This window comes from Bacillus salipaludis, assembly GCF_004358205.1.
The window spans coordinates 135,617-151,884 of sequence record NZ_SMYO01000004.1; the positions used below are offsets into that span (position 1 = coordinate 135,617).

Genomic DNA, 16,268 nt, shown 5'->3' on the forward strand with positions numbered 1-16,268 from the left:
ACTTAAATCCAGATGTTAACGCAATAATTACAGAGCCAATGATGATGGCATTGTACAATACACTTGTTAATTTGATGCCGTGTTTTTGTTCGTTTTTCATTATTTTTCACCTCCTTTCAAGGAGAGTGAAACTGACTTTGTTCCTTTTGAAAGTGGGGGATGAATCATAAGATGTTGAATAAAGAAGAAAATTCCGATATTCATAATGATGTCGCCGATGCTAATGATTTGTGTGCGAGGATAAGGCTTCGTGATGGGAATGATATCTCCTAAAATACCAAGATGAGTTGATGATGTTAACATCGTGTGCTTTGCATATAGTCCTTCTTTAAGAGCGGTTACATAACTGGGGTCTAAAACGGTAGCTGCTTCTGGCGAGACCGGCATTCGTCCACCATTCATAACCATGACAAGAAAGTTAAGAAAGACTCCTGCTAAAATCAATAGAAATCCAGGGTTCTTGCGGTTCATCCATAAAAAGAGTAAACCAATCACATAAACTGCAATGTATATGGAACCGCTTACCTTTCCGAGAAATTTAAAGTGGTTTTGTAAAAAGAACACAATCAATTCAATTGCCAATAACAGTGGAAACATCCAACCCCACTTAAGTTTCAGGTGTGCTAGCGCTCTTACATCGCCTTTTCGTAAAAATCCGACAATAAAAGAAAGAATAATTCCGTCAAATACCATAAAAAGTACCTGCCTATGATCATATTTTTATGGAACAATAGTAATATTTTAAATTCCCGGTTGAGTTAAAATATTCCCAAAATAATGATAAATGGTGGAAAATGTTGAAGGCAAGAATATTTTTTGGGAAAAGATGAAAAATGTGTCTTTGGCCTTATAAAATTGACGAATTTTGTAAAAAATAACCTGTAAATAGGTCTATTGATGTCTTTTGTGAAAAATACGAAACACGAAAAATTCTATGGCAGAAAAATAAATATCTTGGCCAAATTATTATTTGGAAGTCTATTCCCAATTGAACCAGTATATTTCTAGTCATTAGGAATCAAAATTGATTAAAATGAAGATAACGATAGAGATATTTGCCTATCCATATGGTAAGTTATTAATATTACAATCTAAAAAAGGGGAAAAATTCATGACACGAAAATGGAAATGGCTGATCGCCTGTTCCTTTTTTCTTCTTTTCTTAAATGGAGTTGGATTTTTCGCAGTGCATTTCTTGAGCAGGTAAGAGATGTACAGTCAATGGGGAAGGGGGAAGAAAGATGTTGACAACCAATCTAACGAAGCCGCTTTCAAAAAAAACGCTGGCGGCCATCCTTGTCATAACGCTTGGTGCTGAAATAGTTCTTTATTTTATGAGATACACCTATTTGGCGGGTACTTTATATGATGCGATTATGGTCGCGTCTTTCTTTATTGGCTGGAAATTGCATCACAGAATTGTTGACGCGACAAGTGGTCGGCCGACAAAGCGTCAACGCGCCCTTCAATTTACCGGTGCCTTCCTAGTTTTTTTTATTGGGAGCACGATTATCAATATATATTCGAATCTAGCCTTCCCAGCCTTTAACAAGAATTACGATCAATATGTTCAAGTCTATACTGACCCGCAAACGACAATTGACGGAGCCACTTCTACGTTTTTTTCGACGATTGATAGCGTCGGTTCTGATTTATATAATGATACTCTTGCCGGGCTCGAAGAAGTTTGGCGCTTAGGCTATATCATTCTTGTTTTAATTGTCTGTAAAAAGATTTTCCCTCGCCGCTGGGAAAATGGCTCAAGGGACATATTTATCTTATTTGCCCTCTTTTTCACATCGATTCTCTTTGGTATCGACCATACATTGGATACTGTCCAAACCTGGCCTGTCCGGATTGGAGCAATTGTAACCTTTGCCAATATGGGACTGATTTTAGGACTAATTCTATTGTGGACACGAAGCCTCTGGGTGACGGTCATCGTCCACTCGGTTTACGATATTACAACCACCTTGTCATGGAATTATTTTCATTATGCGGTTGAAACCTTTGCCCTTGCCGCCTTTATTCTTCATATTATTCTTTTAAAATTTGAGAAAACACAGCAATCCATAGAACTCACAGATTAAAGGGGATGCCACCTAAGGCATTCCCTGTTTTATTATACACCATATACATAGGAATGTTTTTTATACCAATATTGAATGGTCCCATTCTCATACTTTTTATATTTAATTGAAGCTTTCTGAAATGCACGTATTAAACGATCCTTTTCCAGTTCCTGCTTTACATATAATTGGTTCAAAGAGGGTGTCATACCTGTTAGGTTATTTTTTAGCATGTCAGTTAAAATCTTCAACCGTTCTTCGTTTACTGTAAGAAAGTCACTCTTCAGTTCTGAGAAATTAGCAGGGGCTTTCAAATCCTTTGCCTTTTCATTTAGTTTCCTTTGCATTGATAATGCTTGAATGATTTTGTCTCTCGAAGGGCTCGGTTCGGACCTAATATTGTCCAATATTCGGTCACCTTTTCTATTCAGTTTCTGTGCCTTAGCTAGATAGCTGATTAAGGATTCTTTCATTTCAATGGTAATCTTGTTGTAAATCGCTAAAGAAAAAATGAGAAGGACGAAAATGAATAAAACCGTTCCTGTAATCCTAAAGCCACTCTTGTCACGATTGGACTGATGCACAATTTGAGGATGAATGTTTTTTTGTTCTGTTTGAAGAAGCCCTTTTATTTGCAGTTCTTCAAGCTCTTGACGGATCTTTTGTTGCGCCGGGGTCAGCATCATGAACCTCCAAAATAATAAATTAAACTAGTCATACCAAAAATACAATAAAATAGGATGAAAAAACTAGATAATATCCAAATTTTAGAAATATTACCTTGAAGTGGTTTAGACTATTAAGATTTTATTTTTTCACAGATGAGCAGAGGTTTGTACATGGAAATCCCATTTTCTCCTCTATTGCTAATCATTTCGCCTGATACAGTACTATGATTAGTGAAAACAATGATGGACACTCCATTTTTAAAAGAAGAAGAAGCCTACCTTAGTCATACAGAAGGGGTAAAAAGATTCAAGCACGCCTTAAAGAAACGATTGTTGTTAATTTGTAGATGTAAAAGATAAGCATGGTTTGAGTTGGACAACTCCATGGCTTGAATGAATACCCATAGAGGTGGTGCTTTCTTTTGCAGCATAAATTAATAGAAACTAGCCAACGGGACTTGATTATTTAAGAAAAGACATTAAGACGACCTGATAGAGTTCAATACAAAGAAAATAGAGTATAAAAATGTAAAAAAGAACCCATACAGGCTAATCAGAATGCCCTTTTGAAAAAGTGATTTTTGCAAATAGAAGTGTTTTTTATTATTATCAATAGGACTCGATCTCCCAATTAATCATTAAAAATTATATTAATAATATCCATTTTCCCTCACTTTTTCTAATTTCCTAACATTGTGCATCAATTTGTTAACCAATTTAAGATTTGGAGGATTTAGTTTTGAAAAAATGTATTACTGCTTGTACCCTGACTATTTGTATATTATTAGTTGTTCTAAAAATTGGAATAAATTTTGAAAATCCAAATCACATATCAAGTAATGGGAAAGTCAGATATCCTCAGACAATAAATGCAAACAAGTATATTTATACAAGAGGAGAAACCACCCAAAGACCAACTGGTGTTCCAAAAGGATATATTTATTTGGACACTACTTTAAAAAAACTTATCTATTGGAATGGAGAAAAATGGGTTGATGGGAATTTTATAAATATTAGGGACTTTGGGGCAAAAGGGGATGGTATTACAGATGATACAGCGATTATTCAAAAAGCTTTAAATATAGCTAGAGATCATGGGGGAATAAAACTATATTTCCCTAAGGGTATTTACAACATTACAACTTTAAGATTGTTTAAAAACACAAATATATATCTTGATTCAAACGCAGTTATTAGGAGAATTGGGAAAAGTACTAAAATGTTTGTTAATGGTGAAATTGGAAATTTTAATTATTCCAGTGGATATAGTGGAGACGGGAATATTCATTTTAGTGGAGGGACGATTGATCTAAATACCCTCAAAGCACCTATCCCATCCGAACTCAGTACAAGTGCTTTTGAAATAGCTCATGCAGAAAATATAACATTTAAAAACTTAAAGGTTATAAATGGACAAAACGGCCACTATTTCCAAATTTCTTCTAGTAAAAATGTAATTTTTGATAACTGTTGGTTCGGTAATGTTCAATATACAAATAATGCAACAAAAAATTATGAACTGATCCAAATTGAAGAGGCTACAATTCATTCATTTCCGACTTTTGGTACTTATGATGGGACGATTTCTAAGGATATAGTAATTCAAAACTGTTATTTTGAAAACATAATCCGTGCCATTGGAACACATGGTTACCCACGTGATAAGGATGGTATTACTCCTTTGCGTTATTGTGAAAATATACGAATAACTAATAATGTGTTTAAAAATGCGATTAGTAATTTCGGTCATTTTGAAGGTTTTAAAAAAGTATTTTTTGAAAATAATATTTTGGAAAATAGTGGGGAGTCGCCTATCTACTTTTCTCAAAGTAAAAACTATTCTATTAAGAATAACAAGTTTATTAATACAAAAGGTTCTTGATTAATTTTTATAGTATTTTATATGTTCAAGTAAATAAAAGGGATTTACTTAAGTAAACACAATCTATAATTTCCAGAAAAAAGGTTATATGAGGTATATATTTTTATGATAAAATAGGTCCTACGAAAATCTATAAAAATGGCGATAAAAGACAAATTACGACAAAAAATGTGGTACAATTATACATATTTTTGGTATTTTTGTAGAATTTTTTTATATTAAGTAAATAAAAGATTTACATTAAAAATTTTACCTAAACAATTAATTAAGAAAAATTTATAAAGCCTCTTAGTGAAAAAGCTTAAAAGATATTGAAAATGAGGAGAGATATTTAATATGAACCAACCCTATATCTCAGTAATATTACCGATTTATAACGTAGAACAATATATAAGAGAGGCTTTTGAGACTTTATTAAATCAAACTATTGGTTTTGAACATTTAGAAATTATTATGGTAAATGATTGCTCAACTGATGGGACAATTAAAATTCTAAATGAATATGCTCATAAATACACAAACGTAAAAATAATAAATTTACCTGTTAATTCTGGAGCGCCTGGAACACCTCGTAATGAAGGGATGAAGGAAGTTAACGGAAAATATACAATTTTCTTAGATCCTGATGATTTACTTCCAGTTGATGCATATGAAAAATTATATAAGGTAGCAGAAAAATGGGACTCAGATTTTGTAATGGGAACTATGGAAAGCTTTAAGGATAGCGATCCGAAACGGAAAACTTGGTTTCACATGACATTTCGAGATTATTTAATGAAGAAAAGTTATTATAATGTTTCAATAAAAGAAGTACCATTCTTTCTGCAAGTAAAAACAGCAGTATACTTAAAACTAGTAAAATCTAACTTTATAAAAAAACATGGTTTAAGATTTGTTGAAGGCATGAAAAATGGGGAAGATAAGTATTATGATATGCAACTATTTACTTTAGCGAAGAAATTTAGTTATATTCCTGAAACTATTTATCTATACAGGACTCGAGATGATGAAAATAATCTTTCAATGACCCAGCAAGATATGGAATCAACAATACTAAATGATTGCAAGGCAGCTGAAATTGTCAAACCTTTATTATCAGATAAACAGTATGAGGTATTTCAAATTAATGCATTACGGTCTCTTTTTTGGAAGTTAATAGATCCGGCATTTAATGCACTTCCTTATGATAAAAGAAGATATCTTTTAGAAAGAATTAGTAAAGTAGTTTCTTCATACAACGAAGAGCTGATACAAAAATACTTTAAATTGGAATTACCGATTGTAAGTTTATTAAGTAAAGGTTATATCGACTTAGCAATGGAGTATACTCAAATGCATATCTCTCGTAAATTTTGGTATGTTCAGGGCAATAATTTATTAAAACAATACAAAAGACAAACTGCATTTCTTAATAGTAAATCCTGGAGGATAACAAGGCCATTAAGAATATTAAATGAAAAAAGAAGGAAATTTAAAAAGCAATTTAAGATGAAATTTTCACAATAATCTTATGAGTTTGGACAAAAATAAAAGAAAATAAATTTTTAAATAATAACTGGGGGGAAGTATTGTTTAATAATGGGAGATGGTTTAGTTGTAGCAAAGCCAAAATTGATAAAGTTGAAAATTAGAAAAAATTTTTTAACGGGTAAAATATTATTGGACGATATAAAAGGGAATGTGACTATAAAAAAATTAATGTTTGTTCACCGGAATAGTTTGGAAAACGAAAAGCAAAGTTTTCCTGTTTTTGTAAAGAAAAAAGGGGCCAAATACCATATTATCTTTAATATAGACATTACAAATAGTTCTTGGAAACCTTTTTATTGGGATGCTTATATTGGGGTGGAAATTAATAATTTACTCCATTTTTTTCGTGTGAAAATTTCAAATGATAAATTGAAATTTAAGATGAATGCATTGCCTTTTTTAAATTCGATTTGCTTAAATCAGGATTATCACATTTTTCCTTATATTACATCTTATGGCTCGTTTTCTCTTACGTATAAGAAAAGAATGTATTATGAATCAAAAAAGTATATGTTGAAATGGCTGCTAGCATTTCTTATTTACTTGTTTTTAAAACCATATTGGGATTATAAAAAGATATGGTTAGGTTTTGAAAAACATGCCAATGTAGCTCAAGATAATGGTTTCACTTTTTTTCGTTATTGCTATGAAAAGCAAAAACATAATAATTTCTACTATGTAATAAGAAATAATTCTCCAGATATCCCAAATTTTAAGGGTATGGAAGATAAATTAGTATTTTTTATGAGTTTAAAATATATGATTTATTTTTTTGCTTCTAAATTATTAATCTCCTCTGAATCAAAAGGACACTTATATGACATTAGGATTCAAAATGGATTTTTTAGAAGAGTTTTAAATCGAAAAAAGAATATCTTTTTACAACATGGCGTTATTGGATTAAAGCGTGTAGATAATATTTTTCACAAAAATAGTAATAACCGGGCCGATTTATTTATTACTTCATCGGATTTCGAAAAAAAGATTATAGTCACAAATTTTGGTTACCAAAATGATGAAGTTGAAGTTACTGGGTTATCTCGTTGGGATAACCTACAAAATAATATTTATACACAAAAAATTTTAGTAATGCCAACTTGGAGATCTTGGATGGATGATATTACAGATGAAGAATTTGTAAAAACAGATTATTATCTGAGGTATTCAAAGCTAATCCAATCTTCTGAATTAAAAGAACTAATACAACAATTCGATTTAACGATAACGTTTTATTTGCATCATAAATTTAAAAAACACTTAAGTCTTTTTAAATCTGTAATCGAGCAAATAAAAGTAAATTGTTATGGTGATTCTCCTCTACAAAAAGAAATTATGGAATCATCCTTAATGATTACAGATTATTCTAGTGTTGCTTGGGACATGTTTTATTTGAAAAAACCAGTGGTATTTTACCAATTTGACAAAGAAGAATATTTAAAAAATCAGGGGAGTTATCTTGATTTTCCTAAGGATTTATTTGGTGATCAAGCCTTAGATTTAATGAGTTTAATTATTTTAATTAAAGGATATGCAAGTAATGGCTTTCGAGAAAAAAAAAAATATTCCATAAATAGGGAGAAGTATTTTAAATACATTGATCATAAAAATAGTGAACGTATTTTTAATACAATTAAAAAACATTTTCCTTATTATTTAAGTCAGTTTAAGTCCAAAAATTAGTGACATTCATGCAGATGTGAGATATAGAAGGAGAGTCATTTATGAGCTTGAGTTTAATAATTTTACCGGGAAGTTTTCCGTTTTTAGAAAAGGAAGGTAAAATTCCTGCAAGTATGAAAATAGAAGTTGACAATGGAAATCTTCATCTTGTTCACTTATACGACGTGAAATTGGAAAATACCTCAATAGAAGAAAATAAAAATGTACGTATTGTTTCATGTAACCAAATAAATTTGAAGGAAATTAGCACGGAATTTATTATGTTTCTAGACAAAGAAACTTCCTTTAGCAAAGAATTTTTTGACGTAATATTATCTGAAATAAAATCGAAAGAAAGGTATGATTTTATTCAGTTGAGAAGGGAAGGCGTGGTAGAAAGACTTGATGACCTTACAGCATTTTTTCATGCGGATTTTGATGATATTGTTTCTCCAAAAATAATAAGAAAAACAGTTTTAAATAAGTTTGATTTTTTTAATCTAGAAAAAGTTAACCGGTCGATGTTGGCTCGACTTTACTTTGAATTATTTAAAGATGACCTTCATTTTAAATTTATAAATAATGTTACTTTCAAACAAACATATAAAGAGAGTAAAGACGGAATCATTTCAGAAGGTGAAATATTAAATTCTCTTTTATTTTCTTATAATAATATTGAACAAAAGAAATTTGAAATATTATTTAAAAAAGCATTGGTAAAGAAGGTATTTAAATTAATTGATAATCGAAATTTTGTAGATTTACTGCCTTATAATCGGCAAGAATCAATTTTAGAACTACTTAAAGAGCTTTTGTTGAATGTGGATGATCCTTTGTTGAAGAACTGGGGTCTAAATGGGTACATTCCATTTGCACAAATGGTTCGTGAGGGACTCTTTTCAGAGGCTCTTTATTATATGCGCATTTTAAGAGGGAAGCGTTACTGGTATAACACTGCTAAAGAATTAGAAGGTAAAATAAAGCAATATCCGATTGAAGAGTCGGTCTCATGGAAAATAACAGTTCCTTTACGAAAAAGTGGATTATGGAAAGAACAATTTAAAAATTACTTTTTAAAATGGTTACTCCTTTTACTCTCTTTCCTAGTAAAACCATTATTTATCGGGAGGGAAGTTTGGTTAGTTAGTGAACGGTCTGATCAGGCAGAAGATAATGGTTATTATTTCTTTAAATATTGCCGTGAAAATTATCCAAATAAAAAAATACTCTATATTATTAAAAAGGATTCTCCACATGTGGGAAAAATTGAGAATTTGGGTAACATCATATACCACTCTAGTTTGAAACACTGGATTTATTTGTTGATTGCGAAAAAATACATTAGTGCATGGGTTTTTGAAGAAAGCTCCTATCCAGAAAGTAAAATTAATTTTAAAAACCTATTTAAAAATATTATAGTAAATAAGCAGCAAATCACTCTTCAACATGGCGTTATTATTCATAACATTGCTCCTTACTTAAATAAGAAAATATATAATCAGAAATTATTCATTGCTAGTTCAAATGCTGAAAAAGAAGTGATTAAAACAACTTTAGGCTATGAAGATGAAGATATTGCTGTTACTGGTTTAAGTAGATTTGATAACCTCCGCGATTTGGAAATAAAAAAACAAATTTTAATTATGCCTACTTGGAGACGTTCTTTGTTTAGGTTGAATGAAAATGAATTTCTTTTATCAGAGTATTTTAACCGTTATTATAATTTAATTCGTAATGAACAATTTTTAAATTTAATTGAAAAGGAAAATATACAAGTAAAGTTTTATATTCATAATCAAATGCAGCATTTTATTAATGATTTTGCCTTTAAGCATCCCATGATTCAATTTCTTACAAAACAAGATGCAATTGTTTCTGATTTACTAAAAGAAAGTTGCTTATTAATAACAGATTATTCCTCAGTTATGGCGGACTTTTTATATATGGAAAAACCTGTGCTTCTATACCAATTTGATCCCCTAAATAATCATCATGGTCCCGTAAAACAAATTCAGTATTCGGATTTTGGCGAGGTAATTACTGAGGAGTCTATTTTAGTAAATAAAATAAGCATGCTTGCGAGTCGAAATTTTATAATTGATAAAAAATACTTAAAGAAATCGAACAACTTTTTTGCTTTCAAAGATAATAATAATAATGAACGGATTTTTAAGGCGATTGAGAATTTAAATAACTAGAGGGGAAAAAAATGAAGAAGTTTAATATTAGTAATTTTGTTTATGAAGATACTTCAGGAAGGGTTTATTTGTAGCTCAACTTCTTGACGATTCTACCTATTACTCCTTTATAAATAATAATGGATCATAATTAATATCAATTAAGTCATGTCACAAGATTAGTGATCGAAAAGTTACAGTGGAATTTAATTTGGATGATCTTTTCCAATTTATAGATATTTCGCATGATTGTTCTTGGTCCTTAATTTATAAATCTGATTCTGAACAATATGAATGTAATGTTGGTAAAGGAAATTTTAATTACTTTTTCTTTAAAGGAAAGAATTTTTATAAAGTAAAAACCATATTTAACAAAAAAGCACAATTGCATTTTATATTCGTTTTATTTTAGAAAGTGTATTTCCAATTCATAAGGCAATTGCAAATAATGAGTGGGATATTGTTATTACTGTTCGTGAAGAAAATGGAAATTTGGAAGAATTTCAGGTAAAAATGATAAGCACCTACGTTAGAGTGAAATAATTTAATATTAAAGATTACTGATTTTATTCTCAAAATAAGGAACTATATCAAATTGAATTCAAATCATATTTTTTACTTGGTTTACTCCGAGGAAGGGTGAAGAAATGGACATTATTATACATGATATAGTTTATTTTGACGATGGTTTAGGCATTTTAATTAAATTACCAGAAGAGTTAATAGGTGAAAAAGTTCTTCTTGAGATTTTTAGAAGAAATACTGATTTTCCATTTGTTATATTTCGTAAAGAAATAATACCTGAATCTTCAGAAGTAGATATTATAATTAATTGTTCAGACTTTAAAGTCCCCAAATTTATTAATCTTAATGAGGTATGGGACGTTAGGTTAAAAGTTAATTTACGTCAGCTTACTTTACAGAATATTAGAAATGATGTAAAGACTTATTATTTAAAAAAGCCGTGGAAAAATTTTAATTTTAAGCCTTATTGGACTAAGGAGAATAATCTAGCATTCTTTATTAAATTTAATAAAACGAATTTGCAATATTCTATTAAGGATATTTACATTTCAAAAAATCTACTTATTAGAGCAGAAATATATGAGATAGAGTCTAAAAGTAAATATTTTATATTGTTGAATGATGAAACTTTTGAAGAAAAGTATAGAATAGATACTATATGTTATTTTGAAATTCCAATTAGTAATCTTCCTCTTGATAACACTGGGAATTTTAATGCAAAAATTGCTCTTTTGGTTTTACCAAATGGTAATCAACCGTTAATTATGATACCTGGTGCAGATTCTGAAATATTTAAGGTTCAAAATGATAAATTTAAAATTAAATTATCGATTGATAGCATAAATTCTATTTTACAGATAAATAAAAAGAAAAAAGGAATATCTATAATAGGCTCTTGTGTTAGTCGTGATAATTTCAATAGACATTTCAATGAAGATTACAAAAAAGATTATGAGATGTTTAAATTACAAAATCAGACTTCAATTATTAGTCTAGTGTCTAAACCGATTACCTATAATACAAATGAGATAAATAATATTGGTGATTGGGAAGCAGAGCAGTTATGTACTGAACTTGATAAAAGTTTTTTTAGAAATTTAAACTTTAGAGAGAATGATTTTATAATTTTAGATTTCTTTTCTGATGTGTACTTTGGTGTAATAAATTTTGATGGTATGTATATAACAAACAACTATTGGGTTTTACAAAAAACAAATCTTTATAAGAGGTTATCTTCATATCCTAAATTAAATATCATAAATAATTTTGACGCTTATTTTGAATTGTGGAGGAGATCGATACATGAGTTTTTTAGAAGAGTATCTATTATTTTGCCACATTCAAAAATTATCTTACACAAAGCTAGATTCACAGATAGTTATATTAAAGATGATGGTAGTGTTGCTTTATTTAATAATGCTAAAGAGGTTTCGAAATATAATAAAGCATGGTCTGCTTTAGATAGGTATATTGAAGCAAATTTTGACGTTATACCAATAAGTATTGATGAAGGCAAACTAATTTCAACTGAAAATCATAAATGGGGGAAATTTAATGTTCATTATGATCTTCCATACTATCATGAATTTATAAAAAGATTGAGGGAGATTTCAGAGGATTAGATTTTAAAAATTAACTGATTTTAATTTTTAAAATTGCCCCGAAAAATTTTGAAAGAATGAAATAATAATTTATTCCACATTACTTAAATACTGTGGTCAGACTGTAGACAAATCCCAAAAAAACGGGTTTGCCTACAGTCTTTTTTGTATAATTAAGTTACAAACTATTTTATAACTCATTTAAAAGCATGTGCAAATAAACGTAAATTTGATAAGGAAATTGTTTGGAAAGAGGAGAAATTCTATCAGATTAGACTTTTGATGAAATCAATGATGAAGTTTATTTGGCAAGCAAAAAATGCATTAAACGGCAATCAAAATTGTATCCACGTCCCAACGCATAAATTAATCTTGTATCATTGAATTTTTGTAATCGTGGCTACACCATTACAAAAATTTAAATGTGAGTGATGGATCAGTTGGTCAATGATCGGCTTCAGTTAAATTCGGATCACCAAAAATGTGATTCCATTGACCGAACTGAAGATTTATCGTAATAATAATACTCATAGTCTAATAACGCATATAGATAACCTGAAATAGTAAAAGAGGTATGTAACCCAGTTCGTCAAAATCAATAAATCTAGTTTCTCTATTTGCTTAAACAGCTTATTAAGCGTTTCTTTTCATTGGTTTCTAATAATCTGTTGACCATCGATGCCACCGTATAGAATTTAATATTGGATTAAGTTCAAAATATATTTTTAAACTAAAACTGAATTAATAGAAGAAAAGGGATAAAAAAGGGTTTAAGCTTTTTTTGTGAGTCACGTTTTAAGAGCACCTAAAGCAATAAAAGGTGATATTAACGAAAAAGTATAAGTAAGATAAAAATAACTTCTCTTCTGTCTAATTTTTGAAGTTAATTAAGTTAATAGGTGTAAAATTTGTTTTGAGTTTTTTAATCTGGATTATAAATGATATACAATCCATTAAAGTAGCTTCGTTAGATATTTCTAAAAATTTCTTTTGAACAAGAAAAGATGCCCATTTTATGGACATCTACTTTTTTAAATGTAATTTTACAAATAAAATAAGGATAATAGAAATTTTTAACTTGGTGACAAAAATTAGTTCATTACAATTTCCTTCTTAAGAATCTCATTTATAAATTCCAATACTTCCTCACGTAGTTCCTCATGCTGCAATGCAAACTCAATCGTTGTTTTCACAAATCCAATCTTCTCACCAACATCATATCTTTTACCTTCAAAGTCATAAGCAAAAACACGCTGAATGTTATTTAATTGTTGGATTGCATCAGTCAGTTGAATTTCTCCGCCAGCCCCAGTTTCCTGGTTGTCTAAGAACATAAAGATTTCAGGTGTTAGGATATATCTTCCCATGATTGCTAAATTAGATGGAGCCGTACCCTGTTTAGGCTTTTCCACGAAGTTACTTACCTGATAACGGCGTCCCATTTGGGAAGAAGGATCAATAATACCATAGCGGTTAGTTTCATTGTCAGGTACTTGTTGTACACCGATAACAGAAGAGTGGGTATCTTCATATTCATTAATGAGCTGCTTTAGACATGGAGTATCACTTTGAACAATGTCATCACCTAATAGGACTGCAAATGGCTCATCTCCAATAAACTTTCGGGCACACCACACCGCATGGCCTAAGCCTTTTGGCTCTTTTTGGCGAATATAATGGATATCTGCAAGATTGGAAACATATTGGATTTCATCCAATAAATTAAATTTTTCCTTTTCAAGAAGGTTTTGTTCTAATTCTGGAGTGTTATCGAAGTGGTCTTCAATTGCGCGCTTGGATTTACCAGTCACAATAATAATATCTTCAATTCCTGAAGCAATTGCTTCTTCTACAATATATTGAATCGTTGGTTTATCAACGATTGGAAGCATTTCTTTCGGCATAGCCTTTGTGGCAGGCAAGAAACGTGTTCCTAATCCTGCAGCTGGAATAATTGCTTTACGTACTTTTTTCATTCTCACTACTCCTTAAAAAATAATTACGATTTATTTATAAATAAAATGAAATTGTTAAATAATATCAATCTCTTACAGAATACGAAAAATTGTATCAAGGCCATATTAAATTTTAATGTAATACGCAAAAAATGTAAATATCTGTTTTTTGGGAAGAAAATAATTGGTATAATGGGCATATTTTATTTTTTATATTTTATTACAGTTTTTTTAGAAAAGTCTTTCTGGAGAATAATAAAATATTAAAAATTCAAACCTTTTAAAGATTATTTCTCTGATGATTTGGATATCAAGGCAAGTGAAAGAGTAACTATTAAAAGCCGAAAAATATGCCTGCTTGAAAATTCTATAGGATGGGTGCTTACTCTTTTATACCGCTTTAAAATATTCACTATTTATGTTATGTTAAGAATGATGGGTAAATTGCTATTAACTATTTATCAATTATTTTACGTACCTAGGAGAGAAAATGAGTGCTTCTATTGTTTTTAAAAATGTAACAAAAAATTATAAAATGTATAAAAAGACTTCAGATAAATTATTAGATTTGGTCTTGCCGAAAGGCTATGGAGAAGATTTCTATGCCTTACAAAATATTTCCTTTGAGGCCGAAGAGGGAGATGTCATTGGGATTATTGGTGTGAATGGTGCCGGTAAATCTACCATTTCCAATTTAATCTCTGGAGTCGTACCACCAAGTTCAGGATCGATAAAAATAAATGGCGAGGCTGCTCTCATTTCCATTGGTGCTGGATTTAATAATCAATTAACTGGTAGAGAGAATATCGAGTTAAAATGCTTGATGCTCGGGTTTTCAAAAAAAGATATCCAAACGTTAATACCTGAGATTATTGAATTTGCTGATATCGGACCGTTTATTGATCAGCCAGTGAAAAAATATTCCAGTGGGATGAAATCGAGATTAGGTTTTGCGATATCAGTAAACATAAATCCGGATATATTGGTGATTGACGAGGCTCTTTCTGTCGGGGATAAGACCTTCACACAAAAATGTTTAGATAAAATGAATAGCTTTAAAGAAATGGGAAAAACGATTTTCTTCATCAGCCATTCGATTGGGCAAGTAAAAGAGTTCTGTCAAAAGGCGCTTTGGTTAGAGGCAGGGGAAATCAGAGCATATGGAACGATTGAAGAGATTATTCCTCAGTATGAAAAATTTATAAAGCAATTCAATAAGATGTCGAAAGAAGAAAAGAAACAGTTTACTCAGCAATTATTAGAGAGAAGAAGTGAAAAACGTCCTACTGCAGAAGAACATGAAGATCATCCCACCATGCCGATTAGAAATCGTACAAGGAAAAATCCTAAAAGAATCGGAATGAAGAATCTTAGTTTTATTTTGGGGTTTGTACTCATCTTAGCTTCTGCTGGAATATATCTAAAATTGGATAAAATCTCAACCTTTTTCAACAATGACGAAAAGGTACAAGCAGTAAAGGCTGCTAATACGAAACAAATAAAAGCAAATACTAAGGATAAACCAGTAAAGAAAGCTAGTGATAAGGAGCAAAAAGATATTCGCTATGTTCAAGTGGACGATGGTTTTGTAAGGAACAAACCGGATTTAGTCTCAAGTGAAAAAATTTCAATGGTTTATTTTGGTGAATCTATAACGGTTGAACAGGAACAAAAAGATCCGACTGATAATATTAATTGGTTAAAATTTAAATTAGATGATGGTAGGGAAGCTTGGATTAGCGATAAACTAGTCACAAAGGTAGCCTCTCAAATTAATGAGGACAGCTTTATTCCAAAACTAAGTACCATTGCACAAGTTGACCAGTTTACTGAATCGTTGGGTTATCTTGGTAAAATAGAAAAGGATTTGAGCCTTTCAGACAATAACAGCGCAGTAAAATTAACCTCTAATCAAGATGGTAGAATTACTGAAGTTGATTTGGCGATTAATGGCATGACCCCTGATCAAATTCATGAACAATTCGGTACGCCTGTTCTTAGTGAGGATGGAAAATCCTATCTATACCATGGAAAAGAGTATGATTTTATTTTTTATTCTACCAATGCAAATTCTTTTAATCAGTTAACCATCAAACAGATCCAATCTTAAACAGTGATATTATGAAAAACCCTCCTTTCAAACATAGTAGTTTAGCAGGAGGGTTTTTTTTAATATGCTGACTCTAGTCACTATCTTAAAAC

10 protein-coding genes and 1 pseudogene are annotated in these 16,268 nt (G+C 30.4%); 7 read left to right on the plus strand and 4 right to left on the minus strand.

What is annotated here, in order from left to right; genetic code table 11:
* Positions 1 to 99: 99 nt before the first annotated feature.
* Positions 100 to 693 carry a DUF5317 domain-containing protein gene (locus E2K98_RS08880; protein ID WP_133333899.1) on the minus strand — a complete coding sequence of 198 codons (594 nt, stop codon included), beginning with the start codon at positions 691 to 693 and terminating at the stop codon, positions 100 to 102.
* Between the two features lie 548 nt (positions 694 to 1,241).
* Here E2K98_RS08880 and E2K98_RS08885 point away from each other — a divergent pair.
* Positions 1,242 to 2,090, plus strand: coding sequence for a CPBP family glutamic-type intramembrane protease (locus E2K98_RS08885; protein ID WP_133333900.1), 849 nt, complete (start codon positions 1,242 to 1,244; stop codon positions 2,088 to 2,090).
* A 32-nt stretch (positions 2,091 to 2,122) separates the two neighbouring features.
* Here E2K98_RS08885 and E2K98_RS08890 read toward each other — a convergent pair whose 3' ends face one another.
* Positions 2,123 to 2,752 carry a hypothetical protein gene (locus tag E2K98_RS08890; protein ID WP_133333901.1) on the minus strand — a complete coding sequence of 210 codons (630 nt, stop codon included), beginning with the start codon at positions 2,750 to 2,752 and terminating at the stop codon, positions 2,123 to 2,125.
* A 724-nt stretch (positions 2,753 to 3,476) separates the two neighbouring features.
* On the opposite strand from E2K98_RS08890, the gene E2K98_RS08895 reads away from it, so the two are divergent.
* From E2K98_RS08895 to E2K98_RS08915, 5 genes are all read left to right on the plus strand, one after another.
* Positions 3,477 to 4,619, plus strand: coding sequence for a glycosyl hydrolase family 28-related protein (locus E2K98_RS08895; protein ID WP_165976224.1), 1,143 nt, complete (start codon positions 3,477 to 3,479; stop codon positions 4,617 to 4,619).
* Positions 4,620 to 4,955: 336 nt separating this feature from the next.
* Positions 4,956 to 6,125, plus strand: a complete 1,170-nt coding sequence (locus E2K98_RS08900) for a glycosyltransferase family 2 protein (protein ID WP_133333903.1) — start codon at positions 4,956 to 4,958, stop codon at positions 6,123 to 6,125.
* 72 nt (positions 6,126 to 6,197) lie between these two features.
* Positions 6,198 to 7,829, plus strand: a complete 1,632-nt coding sequence (locus E2K98_RS08905) for a CDP-glycerol glycerophosphotransferase family protein (protein ID WP_133333904.1) — start codon at positions 6,198 to 6,200, stop codon at positions 7,827 to 7,829.
* Between the two features lie 41 nt (positions 7,830 to 7,870).
* On the plus strand, positions 7,871 to 10,006 hold the full coding sequence (locus E2K98_RS08910) for a CDP-glycerol glycerophosphotransferase family protein (protein WP_133333905.1): 2,136 nt from the start codon (positions 7,871 to 7,873) through the stop codon (positions 10,004 to 10,006).
* A gap of 626 nt (positions 10,007 to 10,632) precedes the next feature.
* A complete protein-coding gene (locus E2K98_RS08915) occupies positions 10,633 to 12,132 on the plus strand; it encodes a DUF6270 domain-containing protein (protein ID WP_133333906.1) in 1,500 nt (499 codons plus the stop codon).
* Between the two features lie 345 nt (positions 12,133 to 12,477).
* Here E2K98_RS08915 and E2K98_RS31625 read toward each other — a convergent pair.
* A pseudogene (locus E2K98_RS31625) lies at positions 12,478 to 12,811 on the minus strand (ATP-binding protein); the annotation flags it as partial.
* Between the two features lie 391 nt (positions 12,812 to 13,202).
* Entirely contained in the window at positions 13,203 to 14,087 is an 885-nt protein-coding gene (gene galU, locus E2K98_RS08925; RefSeq protein ID WP_133333907.1) for a UTP--glucose-1-phosphate uridylyltransferase GalU, read from the minus strand.
* A gap of 469 nt (positions 14,088 to 14,556) precedes the next feature.
* Here galU and tagH point away from each other — a divergent pair, with 469 nt between their 5' ends.
* A complete protein-coding gene (tagH, locus tag E2K98_RS08930) occupies positions 14,557 to 16,176 on the plus strand; it encodes a teichoic acids export ABC transporter ATP-binding subunit TagH (RefSeq protein ID WP_133333908.1) in 1,620 nt (539 codons plus the stop codon).
* The last annotated feature ends 92 nt before the right edge of the window (positions 16,177 to 16,268 follow it).